The sequence below is a fragment of the Bacillus sp. A1 genome (genome assembly GCF_042296235.1).
GTDB classification, from domain to species: domain Bacteria; phylum Bacillota; class Bacilli; order Bacillales; family Bacillaceae; genus Bacillus; species Bacillus velezensis.
This window is the reverse complement of sequence record NZ_CP141181.1, coordinates 2,065,015-2,082,959: the sequence shown is the minus strand read 5'-3', so window position 1 is coordinate 2,082,959 and position 17,945 is coordinate 2,065,015. Positions and strand designations below refer to the sequence as shown.

At 44.4% G+C, this 17,945-nt stretch carries 20 protein-coding genes and 1 riboswitch; of the genes, 14 read left to right on the top strand and 6 right to left on the bottom strand.

The features are described 5' to 3' along the window. The first annotated feature begins 101 nt into the window (after nt 1-101). From U2H13_RS09960 to U2H13_RS09935, 6 genes are all read left to right on the top strand, one after another. Entirely contained in the window at nt 102-821 is a 720-nt protein-coding gene (locus U2H13_RS09960; RefSeq protein WP_014418104.1) for an MBL fold metallo-hydrolase, read from the top strand. Next, complete coding sequence (locus tag U2H13_RS09955; protein WP_154817727.1) at nt 821-1,399, top strand: TetR/AcrR family transcriptional regulator; 579 nt, start codon at nt 821-823, stop codon at nt 1,397-1,399. The genes U2H13_RS09960 and U2H13_RS09955 overlap by 1 nt, the downstream gene beginning before the upstream one ends. A 38-nt stretch (nt 1,400-1,437) precedes the next feature. Further along, a complete protein-coding gene (locus U2H13_RS09950; RefSeq protein ID WP_025852279.1) occupies nt 1,438-2,148 on the top strand; it encodes a helix-turn-helix domain-containing protein in 711 nt (236 codons plus the stop codon). 68 nt (nt 2,149-2,216) lie between these two features. Then, entirely contained in the window at nt 2,217-2,549 is a 333-nt protein-coding gene (gene csaA / locus U2H13_RS09945) for a chaperone CsaA (RefSeq protein ID WP_007611940.1), read from the top strand. 330 nt (nt 2,550-2,879) lie between these two features. Next, the gene (locus U2H13_RS09940) at nt 2,880-4,682 is read left to right on the top strand and encodes a T7SS effector LXG polymorphic toxin (RefSeq protein ID WP_088056478.1); all 1,803 of its coding nucleotides are present in this window, start codon (nt 2,880-2,882) and stop codon (nt 4,680-4,682) included. Between the two features lie 14 nt (nt 4,683-4,696). Beyond that, the gene (locus U2H13_RS09935; protein WP_014418100.1) at nt 4,697-5,155 is read left to right on the top strand and encodes an SMI1/KNR4 family protein; all 459 of its coding nucleotides are present in this window, start codon (nt 4,697-4,699) and stop codon (nt 5,153-5,155) included. A gap of 39 nt (nt 5,156-5,194) precedes the next feature. Here U2H13_RS09935 and U2H13_RS09930 read toward each other — a convergent pair whose 3' ends face one another. After that, a complete protein-coding gene (locus U2H13_RS09930; RefSeq protein ID WP_017417952.1) occupies nt 5,195-5,476 on the bottom strand; it encodes a hypothetical protein in 282 nt (93 codons plus the stop codon). After that, on the bottom strand, nt 5,469-6,047 hold the full coding sequence (locus tag U2H13_RS09925; protein WP_017417951.1) for a MarR family winged helix-turn-helix transcriptional regulator: 579 nt from the start codon (nt 6,045-6,047) through the stop codon (nt 5,469-5,471). Before U2H13_RS09925 ends, U2H13_RS09930 begins: the two co-directional genes overlap by 8 nt. Nucleotides 6,048-6,242: 195 nt before the next feature. Between U2H13_RS09925 and U2H13_RS09920 the strand changes: the two genes are divergently transcribed. Further along, nucleotides 6,243-6,467 (top strand): hypothetical protein, encoded by a 225-nt coding sequence (locus U2H13_RS09920; protein ID WP_026092256.1) that lies wholly within the window; start codon nt 6,243-6,245, stop codon nt 6,465-6,467. Nucleotides 6,468-6,510: 43 nt separating this feature from the next. Here the strand turns inward: U2H13_RS09920 and U2H13_RS09915 are convergent, their stop codons facing one another. Both U2H13_RS09915 and U2H13_RS09910 read right to left on the bottom strand, forming a co-directional pair. Next, nucleotides 6,511-6,795, bottom strand: coding sequence for a hypothetical protein (locus U2H13_RS09915; protein WP_014418096.1), 285 nt, complete (start codon nt 6,793-6,795; stop codon nt 6,511-6,513). 85 nt (nt 6,796-6,880) lie between these two features. Then, on the bottom strand, nt 6,881-8,944 hold the full coding sequence (locus U2H13_RS09910) for a molybdopterin oxidoreductase family protein (RefSeq protein ID WP_121984712.1): 2,064 nt from the start codon (nt 8,942-8,944) through the stop codon (nt 6,881-6,883). A 146-nt stretch (nt 8,945-9,090) separates the two neighbouring features. Next, nucleotides 9,091-9,183, top strand: a riboswitch (SAM riboswitch). A 121-nt stretch (nt 9,184-9,304) separates the two neighbouring features. On the opposite strand from U2H13_RS09910, the gene U2H13_RS09905 reads away from it, so the two are divergent. From U2H13_RS09905 to U2H13_RS09895, 3 genes are read left to right on the top strand one after another with little or no spacing between them, the layout of a single operon-like run. Beyond that, nucleotides 9,305-10,321, top strand: coding sequence for a 2-hydroxyacid dehydrogenase (locus U2H13_RS09905; protein WP_121984711.1), 1,017 nt, complete (start codon nt 9,305-9,307; stop codon nt 10,319-10,321). Then, entirely contained in the window at nt 10,314-11,780 is a 1,467-nt protein-coding gene (locus tag U2H13_RS09900) for an FGGY-family carbohydrate kinase (RefSeq protein ID WP_103526829.1), read from the top strand. The genes U2H13_RS09905 and U2H13_RS09900 overlap by 8 nt, the downstream gene beginning before the upstream one ends. Before the next feature lie 47 nt (nt 11,781-11,827). Further along, entirely contained in the window at nt 11,828-13,075 is a 1,248-nt protein-coding gene (locus tag U2H13_RS09895; RefSeq protein ID WP_025650370.1) for an RbtT/DalT/CsbX family MFS transporter, read from the top strand. 30 nt (nt 13,076-13,105) lie between these two features. Here the strand turns inward: U2H13_RS09895 and U2H13_RS09890 are convergent, their stop codons facing one another. After that, entirely contained in the window at nt 13,106-13,867 is a 762-nt protein-coding gene (locus U2H13_RS09890) for a hypothetical protein (protein WP_014418091.1), read from the bottom strand. A 65-nt stretch (nt 13,868-13,932) separates the two neighbouring features. Further along, a complete protein-coding gene (locus tag U2H13_RS09885; protein WP_014418090.1) occupies nt 13,933-14,238 on the bottom strand; it encodes a hypothetical protein in 306 nt (101 codons plus the stop codon). A 129-nt stretch (nt 14,239-14,367) separates the two neighbouring features. Here U2H13_RS09885 and U2H13_RS09880 point away from each other — a divergent pair, with 129 nt between their 5' ends. From U2H13_RS09880 to proB, 4 genes are all read left to right on the top strand, one after another. Next, complete coding sequence (locus U2H13_RS09880) at nt 14,368-15,084, top strand: 3-ketoacyl-ACP reductase (protein ID WP_007407344.1); 717 nt, start codon at nt 14,368-14,370, stop codon at nt 15,082-15,084. Nucleotides 15,085-15,369: 285 nt separating this feature from the next. Continuing rightward, nucleotides 15,370-15,738, top strand: a complete 369-nt coding sequence (gene rtp, locus U2H13_RS09875) for a replication termination protein (protein ID WP_003153833.1) — start codon at nt 15,370-15,372, stop codon at nt 15,736-15,738. 185 nt (nt 15,739-15,923) lie between these two features. Then, the gene (proC, locus tag U2H13_RS09870; RefSeq protein ID WP_076983621.1) at nt 15,924-16,772 is read left to right on the top strand and encodes a pyrroline-5-carboxylate reductase; all 849 of its coding nucleotides are present in this window, start codon (nt 15,924-15,926) and stop codon (nt 16,770-16,772) included. A gap of 24 nt (nt 16,773-16,796) precedes the next feature. After that, complete coding sequence (gene proB / locus U2H13_RS09865; RefSeq protein ID WP_121984709.1) at nt 16,797-17,915, top strand: glutamate 5-kinase; 1,119 nt, start codon at nt 16,797-16,799, stop codon at nt 17,913-17,915. Nucleotides 17,916-17,945 lie beyond the last annotated feature (30 nt).

The following is a 17,945-nucleotide window of genomic DNA, read 5'->3' as shown; positions in this document are numbered from 1 at the left end:
GAAGCGCCCGCGCCTTTTTCAGGATTTAGTCAGAAAACTCTTGATAAACTAACGGTATTAGTTATAATAAAACTAATGATATTAGTTTTAGGGGGATGTTGATGAGAATCTTACAATACGGAACCGTTTGGCAGCTGACTTTTTTTCCAGCGCTTTTCCCGGTGAATTGTTATTTGGTTGAAGAAGAAGAAGGAGTAACCCTGATTGACGCCGGACTGCCTAACAGTCATAAAGGAATCAAACAAGCATTGCGGCAGCTTGGGAAGCCGCTGAATGACATATTACTCACCCACGCGCACGGGGATCACATCGGTTCGCTTGACTCATTAGCTGCGGAATTTCCGGATGCTTCCGTCTGTATTTCTGAGCGGGATTCTTTCTTGCTGAAAGGTGACACTTCATTATTTGAGCATGAAGCACAAACGCCGATAAAGGGGGGAGTGCCGAAAAATGTTCAGACCGAACCTGATCGCCTGCTGAAAGGCGGCGAGCGGATCGGATCTTTACTTGTCATTCCCGCTCCCGGTCATACGCCGGGAAGCCTCGCTTTTAAAGATATGAGAAATGATATGCTGATCGTCGGAGATGCCTTTCAAGTACGGGGCGGCCTTGCTGTTTCAGGGAAGCTGAAATGGAAATTTCCGTTTCCGGCTTTTGCTACGTGGAATAAAGAAGAAGCTGTAAAAACAGCAAGAACGCTTATCGCTCATCAACCAAGTAGTCTGGCCGCCGGACATGGAAATGTTCTCTGCAATCCCGTTGAAATGATGGCTGAGGCTGCTGAGGAAGCCGAACGAAGCCTGCCAGGAGGCCGATCATAATGTCACCGAGAGTCGGAATGAGCCTTGACATGATATTGAGAGCCGCAGCAGGCATCGCTGACGAAAAAGGGCTGAACGAAGTGACGCTTGCGGCTGTTGCAAAGTCTTTAAACGTAAAACCGCCTTCCCTTTACAATTTTGTCAATGGCCTTCAAGGAATTAAAACAGAGCTGGCTGTCTCCGGTTTAACTATGTTATATGAAAAAATGGCGGCCTCTGCAGAACGACTGACGGGCGAAACGGCATTGCTTGCTCTTGCCGATGCCTATATCAATTTCGCCGAAGCCAATCCCGGATTATATGACGCAACATTTCAAAAGATAAAAGACGGCCGGATTGAGAATCTGTCAAACCTGCTTGTAGAGCTTGTTGTCAGGCAGCTGACAGCGAACGGTTATGCACAGTCTGACACTGCGATTCATGCTGCGAGAGGACTGAGGAGCCTTCTTCACGGATTTGCCGTGTTGAGAAAACAGAGTGCTTTTGAATTAACTGAATCAATTAAGGAAAGCCGGAAGTTTGCAGTTGTTGCTTTCCTAAGAGGTTTGCAGATGGGGGACAATAATATTATTATGTAAACTAAATAAAAGACACATCATGTAAAAAGGAGGGACAAATGGATTCATTACAACATATCATTTGTGAGCGGCGCACCTATTCACATATTTTTGATTCTCATGCACACACATACTGCCAAATGCTCTTTCCGCTCGAAGGACAGCTGGACCTGGAGACAGAAAGACGTGAAATCAGATTAAAACCTGATCAAATGCTGTATATTCCGCCCGGGCATGAACATCGGTTCCGTTCTTTGGAGCGAAATGAATGTCTCGTTCTCGACATACCGGCATATTTTTTCAAAGGTTCCTTTGACCCCGGCGTTCTGAATAAGCTTGATCCTTTTTGGACATCGATTCGGTTTCTGCTGACAGAAGAGACAAAGCAGCAGTCGGCTCATTCATTGAGTCTGCTTGCAGAATATATTGCTGAAAAGATACAAGAAAACCGTACGAATGATTCAATTGCGTATATCCGCCGAAATCTCTCAAAGACTTTTACAATTAAAGAGCTCGCCGCAATGGAACATTACCACCCGGCGTATTATTCCGACTGGTTTAAAAAGCAGACGGGAAAAAGCCCGCAAGCTTATATTGCTGAGCTCCGTATGAAGAAAGCGGAACAAATGCTTATTGAAACAAAATGCCGGCTGACAGACATCAGTCAGGAGGTCGGCTTTCAAAATTTGTCTTCCTTTACCAGATGGTTTGTCAGACATAAGGGAATAACGCCGCGCGTCTTCCGAAACACCTTTCAATCTGATAAATAATCCTGAAAATCGGTTAAATAAACTGCTTCTTTTTTTGGTATCATGATTGTAAAAAAGGAGTTTTTGATATGGCAGTCATCGAAGATTTTATCAAGCTTGATCTTAGAATAGGAACGGTCGTAAAAGCGGAAGTATTCCCGGAAGCAAAGGTGCCGGCCATTAAGATGACAATAGATTTCGGCGAAGAGATCGGCATGAAACAATCAAGCGCCCAGATTACAAAACGGTACGAACCGGGTGATCTGACGGGCAGACAGGTTACCGCTATTGTCAACTTTCCGCCGCGGCGGATCGCCGGATTTAAGTCAGAAGTTCTCGTTCTCGGCGGCATCCCGGAAAAAGGAGATGTTGTCCTGCTTACGCCAGAGCAGACAGTACCGAACGGAACGAAAATCGGATAATAAAAAAAGACGTTTGCAGAAGCAAACGTCTTTTGCGTATTGAGGCGATACACCACACGCCACATTCGTGTGTGCCGCAAGGGCATGTGCATCGGCTTACACAATTCAGCTCATCGCTATATCAATATAGCATGGCGGGTGTGGAAATGCAAGAGATTTTTCAACATATGTTATATTTGGCTTTGTTTTGCCGATCCCAGATTCTTTCGTGTAAGGTTTTGTTTGAAATTTTATGATCTTAAATAAAGCAGTTCGACAAATGCAAGAGATTCATCTAATCTTATATCCTATGGTAAAATTTAGACAGAAAGAAGCGGAAAGGAGACGTAAATGAAGGTATTTGAAGCATCCTCGTTCATTTCAGCAGCGGAGAAACGAGCAAAAGAATACGATCAGATTAGAGAACAATTTATCAATCTCAGGAAAGCTTTTCAGGGAATGGCTGACTTGGATGACAGTGAGTTTTCAGGTAAAGGCGCTGACAACATTAAAGCTTTTTTTCAAGATCACGCCGGTGTCACAGACAGCTGGCTTAATCTGATCGATATGAAGATTGCGTTTCTTAACAGTATTTCAGGAAAAGTAGCTGATGCCGGATTGGCCGATTCGTTTGTGGAAGAGTCATTTTTAGAACATGAGTTGATACATGCGAAGAATACATCACAAGCTATCATGCAGGAGCAGCGCAATGAAATGAAAGGTATCCTTGATGAAATCAGTGATATCATTCATCTTGATGTTTTCTCTACAGAAGATGTCGATCAAAAGCTGGATTCAGCAGACAAAAAACGGGATAAGACCATACATAAACTCGGAAAGCTTGATCACGATCTAACGAAAGAATACGCAGAAACCGAGGCAAATGAACATTTCATTCAGGCAGATTTTCAGCAGCTCCAAAATGCTACAGGCAAAGGGAAAAATGTAACACCACTTCACTATAACGCCAAGGCGTACAGAGAAAGTGACATACATAAGAAAAAAGGCGAGATTGCAAGACACTCAGACACATATTTAACGTTTAAGAAGGAAGAAGCGAAAGAGCGGGAAATCAAGGATCTAAAGAAAAAGCTGGCTGACGGTGTGACCGATCCGGATGAATACTTGGAAATTGCGAAGAAGATCGGTTACGAGAATCTTGAACCTTCCCAGCAGCAATATGTGATCCAGCTTGAACAAGCAAAACAGATGGAAGAAGCCGGAGAAGTGACTTGGGATATTTTAAAAGGAGCCGGCGTTGGTTTATATGATGTCGGGAAAGACACGGTGACCGGTCTATGGGACTTCATAACCGATCCGGGGGAAACGCTGTCAGCACTGGGGAATGCAGTACTTCATCCTGTTAAAACATATGATGCTGTTAAAGCGGCAATTGAAGAGTCGTATCAAAAGGATATGGTGAACGGAGATGCTTACTCCAGATCAAGATGGGTGACATATGCGGTCGGTTCAGTGGCTGTGGCTGTCGTCGGAACGAAAGGCGCAGGAGCCGTTAACAAAGCTGATGCGGCGGGGAAGGTCATAAACAAGGCAGGACAGGCAGGGAAGAAAATTAAAGACGTTAAACTTCCAGATCTGCTTCCTTATAACTCTAAGTATGATCTTGCTCTGGCCGATAACGTACCATACAATGTGGTTGACAGCCAAAACCTTAAAAATGAACTTTTGACCAATGCAAAGAAAATCCCGGATGGAACGAGAAAGCCGTTTACTGGTCAAGAAATAAACCTTCCTTGGTTAAATAAAGAAAAGTATGGTGCCTTTGAGGTTAAGGGCAAGGTAAAAGCAAAGGGAAAAGTTAAAGACATAAGCCGCAGAGTGTATACTATGAAAGATATTGATATGAACCAAAAAACAGAATTTGGCGTAACAAATCTTCAGCTTATGAAAAACGGTAATGCTCCTTATGCAAAAGATGGCACACAGATTAATTTACATCACTTGATTCAAGAAGAACCTGGCCCAATGCTTGAAATCCCAAACAGTTTACATACAAAATATAGTGATGTTATTCATAAGCTTAAGACTGATGGTGAAAGTTTTAGAAATGATAAGGTTTTAAAAGCACAATATGAAAGCTTTCGAAAGAGATATTGGAAGTGGAGAGCGAAACAATTTGAGAATGAGAATTGAGGTGTTTAAATTAAATGATTTATTCAAAGGTTGAAAACTTTATTAATGAAAACAAGCAAAATGCTATATTCACAGAGGGTGCAAGCCATGAAAACATAACTCGCATTGAAGAAATCCTCCAATGCGAACTTCCTATTAGCTATAAATGGTTCTTAGAAAAATACGGTGCTGGTGGTTTATTCGGGGTTTTAGTTTTAGGCTATAACTTCGATCATGCGTCAGTTGCAGATAAAACTAAAGAATATAAACAACATTATGGACTTGCTGATGGTCTTGTTGTCATAGAAGATGTTGATTTTTTTGCTTACTGTCTAGATACGAATAAAATGAAAGACGGAGAATGCCCTGTAGTGGAATGGGATAGGATAATTGGCTATCAAGATATCGCTGCAGAAAGCTTTATCGAATTTTTTTATAATAAGATTCAGGAAGCGAAAGATGACTGGGAAGAAGATGAAGACTGGGACGATTAATAAAAGAAAGCTCTCTTTTAGAGAGCTTTTTTCAGATTTTCAATTTTTAACAGGCTTTATAATGAGCAAACAGGCATTACTCAAAATACTCGCCGCGCCTATCCAAAGCAGCCATTGCGTTGCGGTCAGCCATGAGGCAGTTAGGATAAAGAGTCCGATGGCAATTGATATATAATTGCCGGCTCGGTCCAGTTTACGTTTGCAATGAATTTTATATTTAGCATGAGAAATAAATTGATCAATTTTATCTTTCAGCTCATAGCATTTTTCCTTCATCTTATCCTCTGTTTCTTTTACTTTTCGATAAAGCATATTATTCATCGTCTGCACCCCCATATCGCCGTTTTGAAAATTCAGCCATGATTTTTTCTTCATAGTCATCTGAGATGAATTGTGCCTGATCTTCAACTTTTAAATGTGCTTTTTCTTCAAAACCATCCTGTTCTTCACCATCAAAACGATAAAGTTTTTGCAATAGCCTCCAGAATGTTTCAATTTCATCAGTTGTGAAGTCTTGAAACATATCCGCTAAAAAATAGGTGGATTTTTCTGAACAGGAAATTAACGCTTTTTTTCCTTCAGCGGTAATCTCAATATTGATTGCACGTTTATCCAGTTTGCTTGGCACAGTGTGAACATATCCTTTTTTCGCGAGGCTTGAAATTAATTTGTTAGCGGTTTGTTTTGTTGTGCCCAGCTTTTTAGCGATATTCATAAGTGTGGTATCTTCCGTCGGTAAATGGGCAATAGCAATAAGAGTCATGTGCTGTCGGGAAGTCAACAGTTCTAAGTATTCGTCCCCCCGAGCCTGCACTTTATTGACAACCGAAAATAATGATGCGTAACTTTGTTGCATAACATGCAGTTCCTTCATTAGTAAATTAATATCCATAAGGTATCTCCTATCTGAATTGTCACCATGTTGACAATTACAATATACATCGAAATGGAAAATAAGTCAACATGGTGACTAATAGTAGTGGGTGCGGATGCAAAAATGTCACAGGCAGTCGGAGTGTTTACAAAAGGGGAAATAAGTATAATAAATGCGAAAAGGGCATTAATCCAAAGTGAGAAGGTGTTTGACATGCAGAAAGTGAACTGGTCAGAACAGTATGAATGGTTCAATAAACAGGATAAAAAAGACGGGCGTTTAATGGCGCTCCTTCGTCATGAGCTTACATATGAGGAAGTCATACGGTTATATAAGAAAGGGTTTTATTTGAAATCTAAAGAAGGGGATGTTTCGTTAAGTAAGAACGATATCTGTCGTATGTTTGGGGTTGAAGAGAGGCAGGGCGGCGTATCTTGATGAACGGGAAGAGAAAAACTCTTCCCGCTTTTCATGGCAGCTGTTATTCTTTTTCCAGCATAGAAGTCAGCCATTCTCTTAATGTATTCTTCTGCACATACCGCTTTCCGTTTCTCGTGATATGCGGAATGTCAGAGGTGTCGGGCACGATTTGTTTTGCTTCTTCCTTCGTAACTCCTAAATAATAACCAATATAGAAGTGCAGATCTTTTTCTTTAATGAGAATGTGGTCAGTGTGTTCATGAGGATCAGGTGATTTAAAGTTTTTCAATCCGTCTCCGATGAAATATCCGGCTAAAGCGATTCCGATGCCGGTAATGATATCCATACAGCAAACCTCCAATAAACGTTATCACTTTTTATACGGTGAAGCCGGCTGAAAGGATTCAGCCTTCATCAAAACCGCCCGGCGTTTATTGCGGGCGGTTTTGATTGCTGAGCTTTTCCACCTGCACCTTTCCGGAGAAGAAAACAGCGCCTCCGCCCATATCCGCCAGCCGATCGGGCGTGAGCGAGTTGACAAGCTGTTTTTTATCATCCATATCGGCCCAAAGACCTTGGCTGACTGCAACGCCGGGAAGCACCTGTTCGCCGACCGAAGCTGTTAATTCACACTCGCCGCGGTGATTCCAAACTCTAACGGTTTCCCCGTCTTCTATGTTCTGGCGTACAGCATCTTCTGTATGAATAAAAAGCTTTGGCGCTTTTTCTAATTTTACGTGTTTTTCATTATTCGAAAATGTTGAATTTAAAAAATTATGATTCGGTCCCGGGACAAATAAAAGCGGAAAATCGTCATCGCTCTCAAGAGGGATGTGTGTCGGCAGCGCCGGATAACCGTCCTGTTTCATCTTTTCCGAATATAATTCAATTCTTCCGCTCGGTGTCTTGAGCTTTCCCGGAAAAAGCGGTTTTTTCCGTTTGGCTTTCATGAAGGAATGGCGTGAGAGCGCTTCGTAATCAATATCCTCGATATACGGATTGTCGGGAAAGTCCAGCGCCTGTCTGATCAACTCTTCATCGGAATCCTGAAGCTCCTGCTCGGTAAATCCCATTGCTCCGGCAAGCAAACGGAACACTTCCGTATTCGATTTGCTGTCCCCGTAGGGTTCGATCACCGGTTTTTGCAGCTGAATAAAATGATGCCAGTAAGACGTGTAAAAATCTGTGTTTTCAAATGCGGATGAAGCAGGGAGCACGATATCCGCATATTTGGCGGTTTCCGTTAAAAATAGATCGTGAACGACTGTAAATAAATCCTCCCGCAGCAGGCCTTTTCTGACTTTATTCGCTTCCGGCGCAACCACTGCAGGATTCGTACCGTAAATAAACAGGGAGCGTACGGGCGGTTTTGTTTCTAAAAGAACGCTTCCGAGCCTGTTCATATTAAATGATCGCGGCTTCCTGCCGTAAAGCAGATCAGGCCGCTGGAGCGCTTGTCTGTTATAGTTTAATACCGCGCTGTTGTGCTTGATTGCGCCTCCTCCGGTGTTGAGCCACTGTCCTGTAACAGCCGGAAGGCAGGCGACGGTGCGGACGATCATTCCGCCGTTGTCATGGTGCTGAATGCCGTTTCCGATCCTGATAAGGGAAGGGGAGGTTTCCCCGTACATTCTCGCAAGACGTCTGATATCGCCGGCTTTAACGCCTGTAATAGCAGAAACCGTTTCCGGATCATAGTGTTTAACATGCGCTTTTAATTCGTCACTGCCTTCGGTGTATTCTGTGAGAAATGCTTCATCGTGAAGGTTTTCGTCGAATAAGACATGCATGATACCGAGGGCGAGTGCGGCATCTGTGCCGGGGCGAATGGAAATAAACCAATCGGCAAGCCGGCCGGTTTGGTTCTTATGTACATCGATAACGACAATTTTAGCTCCTTTTTTCCGGGCTTTTTGAGCAATCATGACTTGATGCATATTCGTGCTGACGGCATTGATCCCCCAAAAAATAAAGAGCTTTGCATGTATGGTCTCCTCCGGATCAGTACCCGCTCCTTCACCCATTGTATAGTTATAGCCTTCAGAACCGGCTTTGCTGCAGATCGTCCGTTCGAGATGACTCGCTCCCAGACGATGGAAAAAACGGCGGTCCATTCCCTCTGCCGCCAGTTTTCCCATATTGCCGTAAAAGCTGTACGGAAGAATGCTTTCCTCTCCTTCTTCGGCAATAAGCTCTTTCCAGCGCGCACTGATCGTATTGATCGCTTCCTCCCAGGAAATAGGCGCAAACGCGGCTTCACCTTTTTTACCGATCCGTTTTAACGGAACGGTTACGCGCTTCTCATCATAAATACGCTCAGCCATGTGTCTGACTTTGTTGCAAATATTCCCTGATGTGACCGGGTGATCGGGGTCTCCCTGAATGTTAACGATTTTTCCGTCTTTTTTTGTCACAAGCAAGCCGCATTGATCGGGACAGTCTAGTGAGCATACCGACTTAAATACCCCGTTCGGCTGTGTTGCAGCAGAATTCATAGCCCATTTCTCCTCTTTGTTTATATTGTAAGCATTATAACATTTCAAAATCGAACGTCAATTCAGAAAAAAGTGTTGACATCACGGAAAGACTTTTCTATGATGAGTTTATTCTTTTAAACAGCCTGACAATTTCATCATTTTATTTTCTATCCAGAGAGGTGGAGGGACTGGCCCTACGAAACCTCGGCAACATTTATTGTGCCAATTCCAGCAAGCGTATGCTTGAAAGATAGGAAAGGATGATCTATACATATTTGTGCGCTTCAAGCGCATAAAGACGGTATATGAATCTCTTTCCTTCTTTGGGGAAAGAGATTTTTTTATGAAAAAATTTATGTGAAAAGGATGTTTTGCACCATGACGGTTTTAATTACCGCACCATATCACGACGAGGGGCTGAAGGAGCTGACTGAGCTGTTCGGCCGGACTGTGCACCGGCCGTGGAAGAAGCACGGCCGGGCCTATCGGGAAGATGAATTGATCCGAATGATTCAAGAGACAAACGCGTCGGGGCTTATTACTGAACTTGATGAGGTGTCTGAGCGTGTTATTGACATATTGCCCGATACCGCTTTTATCGGTGTCTGCCGAGGAATGCCGTCTAATGTGAATATTGCGGCGGCGACTAAAAGAAAAATCCCCGTTTTCTTTACACCGGCCCGCAATGCCCAGGCTGTTGCTGAAATGTTTATCGGAAATGTGATTTCATTTTTGCGTCATACGTATTCTTCACATCAGTGGCTGAAGGACGGGAAGTGGAATGGTGATTATTTGCAGGCTTACGTCAAATTCAGAGGAAATGAGCTGACGGGGAAAACAGTCGGTATTATCGGTTTCGGAGCTGTCGGACAGAGAATCGCCCGGCTATTGGCCGCTTTTGACTGCAAGGTGCTTTACTATGACCCATTTGTCCGTCATGAAAACCGGGAGTATGAAAAAACGACGATTGAACGGGTATTTTCTGAAAGTGATATTGTTTCCGTTCACTTGCCGCGCACAGAAGAAACCATCGGCCTTATCGGCGCCCGGCACTTTCAATTGATGAAACAGGAAGCTGTTTTTGTCAATACGTCAAGAGCGGCGGTTACAGACAGGGAAGAGCTGCTGCGGGTGCTGAAAGAACGGCGGATTAAGGGAGCGATCCTTGACGTGTTTTATCACGAACCGCCTGAATCTTCTGATTATGAATTGATCTCTTTGCCGAATGTGTTAGCGACTCCCCATTTAGCGGGCGCAACGTTTGAAGTGGAGGATCATCATGTGAAGGTTTTAAATGGAGCGCTTTTCAAATGGAAACAAGATCAAACCTGTTCAATACGTGAACTTTATAACAAAAGAGAACTTGAAACGGAAGGAGGAGGCTGTAATGGCTGAACAAAAAGGCTACCTTGTATTTGACATCGGAACGGGGAATGCGCGAGTCGCGGTCGTGACAGCCGGCGGTGAAGTGACCGCGCTTGAAAGGGAAGACATTGAATATGTGACGGATCCGCTTTATCCGGACGGACGATATTTCTCACCGGAAGGGCTATGGACGCAAATCAGCGCTATGGCAAGGAAGGTTATTGCCAAAAGCCCTCATATTACATTAATCGGAATCACCTCAACAAGCCAGAGGCAGGGAATTGTTCTGATCAATAAAGATAAAAAGGCATTTCTCGGTCTGCCCAACATTGATAACAGAGGCCGTGAATGGAAAGACGGGATTGAGGCAAAAGAAGAAGTGCATCAGCAAACCGGACGTCTTCCGAGCGCTTTATTTTCCGCCATGAAACTTGTCGGATTAAAAGCTAGACAGCCGTCTTTATGGAAAGAAGTGAAGTACATCACAAGCATCAGTGACTGGGTGACATTTGAGCTGAGCGGTATTTTAAGCTATGAACCGTCACAGGCTGCTGAAACACTGCTGTTTGACGTAAGGAAAAAGGCGTGGTCAGAGACATTATGCAACATCTTCAGTGTGCCTTCTGCCATTCTTCCTTCACTCGTCCGATCTGGGACGGTTGTCGGAATGTTAACGTTTAAGAAAGCGGCGGTTCTCGGTCTATCTGAAAGAGTGCCTGTGATTGCAGGCGGGGGAGACACACAGCTTGCCATCAAAAGTGCAGATGCAAAGCCGGGAGATATCGTCATCGTATCCGGCACGACGACGCCGATTACAAAGATAACAGCGGAGACCGGAACCGAAAGTATAAAGAATGCATGGCTGAATTGCCATACAGAAGAAGGTCAATGGCTTCTTGAAACGAATCCGGGTGTAACAGGACTCAATTATCAAAAATTAAAATCCATTTTTTATCCGAATGAATCCTACGGCGTCATGGAACGGGAAATCGCAAGTCTGCCGAAACACGATCATGCTTGTATTTCTGCGTTAGGCTCCTATTTATCGCCTGAGAAAAACGCACTGGCAAAAGGCGGATTTATTTTTGACGCTCCGCTGTCCCAAAACTTAAGCAGAGCCCATTTTGTCAAAGCCGCACTGCTGGAAATCGCTTTTTCAATCAAATGGAACTATGAGGCGTTAACAGAGGTGGCTTCCTTTTCACAAGATTATGTGAAGGTGTGCGGCGGCGGTTTCCAAAGTGATGCTTTGACGCAGTTTCTTGCTAACCTTCTGCAAAAGAAAATCTATAAGAGAGAGGGGTTCAGCCAGGCATCCGCAATGGGAGCGGCGATGATTTGCAACGAAGCTCTCGGTGTGAAAGCAGAGCTTTCGAGCAGCACAAAGGTAATTGAGCCGGAAGCGGATCAGACGGATCTCTTCCTATATGAAGAATGGAAACATACGCAAGAATTATTTACTCATTTTCAGCCGGCGGTGAAAGCCTGACTTGGGGATGAGATGACAACATGAAAGATTGCTGAGGAGGAACAAAAATGCTTAATAAAATAGGAATTCCGAAACAGCTCGCCTGGGGATTTTTGGGGGTCGTGCTGTTTATGATGGGGGACGGCCTTGAACAAGGCTGGCTCAGCCCGTTTTTAGTTGAAAACGGCTTGACGGTACAGCAATCAGCATCCCTGTTTACGGTTTACGGTATTTCTCTCGCTGTGGCGTCTTGGTTTTCAGGGGTCTGCCTCGAAGCCTTCGGCGCAAAGCGGACGATGTTTATGGGGCTGTTGTTTTACGTGATCGGAACAGCCGCGTTTATCGCATACGGATTTGAAAATCTTAATTTGCCGGTGATGTATGTCACGTATTTTATTAAAGGGCTGGGTTATCCGCTGTTTGCCTATTCATTTTTGACATGGGTGATTTACCGGTCGCCGAAAAACAGGCTCAGTACGGCGGTCGGCTGGTTCTGGATTGCATATTGCTGCGGGATGTTTGTATTCGGTGCTTGGTATTCAAGCTGGGCCATCAAATCCTTCGGCTATTTGAATACACTGTGGAGTTCAATTTTCTGGGTCTGCCTCGGCGCGTTTTTTGCTTTGATTTTAAATAGGGACCGCTTTGAAAAGAAAAAGGCAGATAAGCGGGAAAAGGCGCAGGAATTAATGAAGGGAATCACCATCCTTGCTGTAAATCCGCGCGTGCTCTCTGGGGGGATCATTCGGATCATTAACAGCATCGGAACATACGGATTTCCGGTATTCCTCCCGATGCATATGGCGCAGCACGGCATTTCTACAAATGTATGGCTTCAAATTTGGGGAACGATCTTTCTCGGAAATATCGTCTTTAACTTAATCTTCGGCGCAGTCGGCGATGCCTTCGGCTGGAAAAAGACTGTCATGTGGTTCGGGGGAGTGGGCTGCGGCATTTTTACTCTTTTATTATATTATGCACCTGTTGTATCACATGGGAACTTGCTTTTCGTCAGCATTGTCGGTTTTATATGGGGAGGGCTCCTCGCCGGGTTCGTTCCGGTCGGGGCTATCGTGCCGACGGCGGCCGGCAGCGATAAAGGTGCTGCCATGTCTGTGTTAAATCTGGCTGCGGGACTGTCGGCATTTGTCGGCCCCGCGCTTGCCTGGGCGTTCATCGGACTTGTCGGCGCACAAGGCGTTGTATGGATTTTCGCAGCGCTCTATTTCGTAAGTGCAATCTTGACAAATCAAATCAAAATACCTGAAGAGAAAACGGCAAAACACAATAAAGCATTGCCTGAATACGCTTCTTAACAGCAGCGCCCCGAAAATTCGGGGCGTTTTTTACAGCTGCTGAAGAAACCCGGCAAAGCGCTGAATTTGTTCACGTAACGATTGTTTGTTTTCGTGAAATTGTTTGAAACGATGTCCGTTTGCTCCGGACGGATGCGGGAAGCCTTCCAGAATGACCGCATGACCCATTCTGCCGTTCTTCTTCAGCATGCGGCAGGCTGATTCTGCTGCTTTACCGAGAGGGATAAGCAGAATGTCCTTTTCTATCATTTCTATTTCATCCGGAAAACATGTCAGCGCGTAACGGCTGAGAAGAGCTGATCTGCTGATTGCCGGCCGATGTCCCGTATAGTTTTTCTGTTTATAAAAAACAGGGTGTTTGATAACGGACGTTGTATGAAGAAGCTCCCGTTTTGAATCAAATAATCGGGATGAATCCTCAACGTGAAGCGCGGCCGGCAGACCGCATTCATTAAGCATTTCGATGATGTTCTGTCTCATTGAACCGGAAAGTCCGGCCGCTTTTTTTGTTTCATACGCTATCGTTTCAAGAGTTTCGCCATTTTTTAAAAGCTGTGCCGCTTTTTTGTAAGCCAGCTGCATTTGAAAAAAACCGGGTGTGATTCCGGAAATGGCAACGACTGCATGAGGGTTAATATATTCATTATGAGGCGAATAATACAAATCCAGATCTCCGTCCTTGGCTAAATGGAAAGCCGGAGTCAGCAAATCCGATTTTGTAAACCCTCCCGAAGAAGATGGTGATTTAAGCTGCTGCAAAAAACGCGCAAGCCGCTCACGATCGCAAATCATGTTATGCCTCCTTGAATCCGCCGGTTTCTCTTAGTGTCATCAAAAACGTCGGATGACATGCAGGCTCATACATCACTTTTACCGGCGTTCCAGAGCATTTTTAAGACGTGAGGCGTTCCTTTAACTTCGGCCGCCGTCGTTTGCACGGCTGTTTTTTTAGTGAGAAAATCTTCCTGCAGTTCTTTTTGCTTTTGCGATAACAGATCGGTTTCTGTTTTGATTTCATCAACGGCCGTCTGCATGGACGCTGTCGCGGCGTTAATTTTCTTTATATCAGGCGCTGTGTTTCTTTTAAAATGCACGGCGGATACGGCTGCATAAATTAATGCGGCAGCCGCAACGGCAGCACTGATATACAAAATGATGATCATCTTCTTTTCACTCCTTTTTTTCAGTTGATACCCTTTACGGATCGTGTTGAATCATTTTATTTGCTAATTGTTTTTTTTCTGCTTATAATGTGAAATCGTACATAAGGACATTCAGAAAGGGTGAAAGACGTGGAAAGCTTACAAAACAAAACGGCTCTTATCACGGGTGCGGGCAGAGGAATCGGCCGCGCCGCCGCTATCGCTTTAGCCAAAGAAGGAGTCAATATCGGTTTAATCGGCCGCACAGAAGCAAATGTCGAAAAGGTTGCGGAAGAAGTGAAAGCCCTTGGTGTAAAGGCATCATTCGCTGCTGCCGATGTAAAAAACCAAAAAGAGGTTGAGCAAGCCGTCTCCTCTATTAAAGAAGAACTCGGTGAGATTGACATCTTGATTAACAATGCCGGAATCAGCAAATTCGGCGGATTTTTGGATCTTACGCCTGAAGAGTGGGAAGACATCATTCAAGTTAATGTAATGGGTGTATACCACGTGACACGCGCCGTTCTTCCTGAAATGATTGAGAGAAAATCAGGAGATATCATTAATATTTCTTCTACGGCGGGCCAAAGAGGCGCCGCGGCGACAAGTGCGTACAGCGCTTCTAAATTTGCCGTTCTCGGTCTGACCGAATCTCTCATGCAGGAAGTCAGAAAACACAATATCCGTGTCAGCGCAATGACGCCGAGCACGGTTGCCAGCGACATGTCTATTGAATTAAATCTGACAGACGGCAATCCGGAAAAAGTCATGCAGCCTGAGGATCTTGCAGAATATATGGTTGCTCAATTGAAATTACATCCGCGCATTTTCATCAAAACTGCCGGTTTGTGGTCAACTAATCCTTAAACAAAAGGGGACCTGTCTTCGTGACGGGTCTTTTTTTGTTTCCGCAACCCGAATAAATAGGCATAAAGATCCGTTTTTGCAGAAAAAAGAGTGAAAAAGAAACCGATATCAGTTATAATTAAACTAAATAAACTATGTACCAAATGTTCATTAAAATTATTTTTCCCCGCCTCCAAAAAACAAATCAATACAAACCAAACTGTCCGAACGATAAAAGGGGAAACGGAAAATAAAGAGAATATTTAGTACATGGAATAATTTGTTAGAAGGAAGGGTGTGCACATATTGAAAGAAGAAAAAAGAAGTTCAACCGGTTTTTTAGTGAAACAAAGAGCTTTTTTAAAGCTTTACATGATTACAATGACAGAGCAGGAACGGCTTTACGGACTGAAGCTTCTCGAGGTGCTGCGTTCGGAATTTAAACCCATCGGTTTTAAGCCGAATCATACCGAGGTGTACCGTTCACTTCACGAACTTTTGGATGACGGGATTTTAAAGCAAGTGAAAGTGAAAAAAGAGGGAGCCAAACTCCAGGAAGTCGTTCTCTATCAATTTAAAGACTATGAAGCTGCGAAGCTTTACAAAAAACAGCTGAAGACAGAGCTTGACCGCTGCAAAAAGCTGATAGAAAAAGCCATTTCAGATAATTTTTAAATCCGGCCGGAACGCACCCGGCCTCCCGGGCTCAAAAGATTTGTAAGGTTTGTTCTGTGATTCATTATACATAATAACAGGCTCGGAACAATACACATCAATAAAACCTTCAAACTTGACATCGACTCCTGAAGTGGTAACATAAAAAACGTGTGAAAAATACGAACAAAATACGAACAAGGGAGATGTTACCGATCTTAGATCAAAAGAAAGTTGCTTTTATCGGAGCAGGATCAATGGCTGAAGGAATGATATCAGGCATGGTCCGCGCAAAAAAAATTCCCAACCAAAACATCTGCGTGACAAACCGCCGCAATACAGAGCGACTCGCTGAATTGGAACATCAATACGGAATTCAAGGCATTGCTTTTGACAGCATGAAAACCGAAGACATTGATGTCTTTATTTTAGCCATGAAACCGAAGGATGCTGAAATCGCTCTTGCTACGCTGAAACGGCGTATTCAACCTCATCAAATCATCCTGTCTGTTCTGGCAGGCATAACAACCTCATTTATACAACAATCATTACATGACCGTCAGCCGGTTGTAAGAGTGATGCCGAACACATCCAGCATGATCGGCGAATCGGCAACAGCTGCGGCTTTCGGAGACCATGTTTCTTACGGTTCAGCAAAAACCGCTCTATCCCTTTTGGAATGCCTCGGGGAAGTGTACGTGATCAAAGAAGATCAGATGGACATTTTCACCGGCATCGCAGGCAGCGGACCGGCGTACTTTTATTATTTAATGGAGTTTATTGAAAAAGCAGGTGAAGAAGCCGGCTTAGACAAACGGCTGTCCCGCAAAATCGGCGCGCAAACGTTATTGGGCGCCGCTAAAATGCTGATGGAAACGGGTGAAAAACCGGATGTGCTTCGGGAAAACATCACCTCTCCAAACGGCACGACGGAAGCCGGCCTCGATGCGCTCAGGTCAGAAGGCGGCGGAGAAGCCATTGCCAAAGCCATTAAACACGCGACCGAACGTTCTATTGAGATCAGCAAAACAATTGAAAAAACGGCAGCACTATAATCGTTAAAAAACAGGAGTGATACAGTGACGTCTCGGACGAAGATCAAAAGAGTCGCGGTGAAAATCGGCAGCAGCTCACTGACGAGCCTGCACGGGGAAATCAGCAGAAGAAAGCTGGAAGCATTGGTGGATCAAATCGCACAGCTGAAAGACAGCGGCTATGAAGTGATTTTAGTATCTTCCGGCGCAGTGGCGGCAGGTTATCGGAAGCTCGGATTTATTCAGAAACCGGAAAGCCTCCCTGAAAAACAGGCTTCTGCTTCCATCGGGCAGGGATTATTAATGGAGGCTTATTCAAAGCTGTTTTTAGCGCACGGTTATGTCGCATCACAAATTTTAATTACAAGAAGCGACTTTTCCGATGAATACCGCTACCATAATGTGCGCAATACGATGAACGTCCTTTTGGAACGGGGCATTATTCCGATTATTAATGAAAATGACACGGTCACAGTCAACCGGCTGAAATTCGGAGATAACGATACACTCGCAGCGAAGGTGGCAGGTTTAATTGATGCCGACATGCTTGTGATTTTATCAGACATTGACGGTTTATATGATGATAATCCGCGCAGCAACCCGAAGGCGAAAAGAATCAGACATGTAAGTGACATTACCCCGGAAATAGAAGCGAGCGCGGGAGATGCCGGGAGTGAGATGGGAACAGGCGGAATGCGTTCGAAACTGGATGCTTTTAAAATTGTGATGGCCTCGGGTATTAAAGGCTTTCTCGGGCAGGCTAACATTCCGGACATTCTGCTTCAAGCGGTAGATGAGGCTGCTGAAGGAACTTATTTTGAAGCGGAAGGAACCCTGCCGTTAAACCACAAAGAACAATGGCTTGCGTTTAATTCCGGTCCAGAAGGTGAAATTGTGATGGAAAAAGAAAGCAGCCGTGATGTCGCGAACGGAAATATGGAGCTGTCACCGCAGGACATCGAGCAGATTAAGGGCAGATTCAGCTGCGGAGCGGTTGTCAGGCTGCTTGATCAGCAGGGAGAAGAGCTCGGACTCGGCATCGTCAACTATTCCTCAGCCCAGCTGAAGACATTTAAAGAAACGCCGCATAAACAGGCCGATCAATCAGTCATTGATCCGGAAGCATTTGTCTGTCACGTTGAACTATCCATTCCGATCGGCTGAGAAAGATCTATAAAAATATGAAAAAGCCCG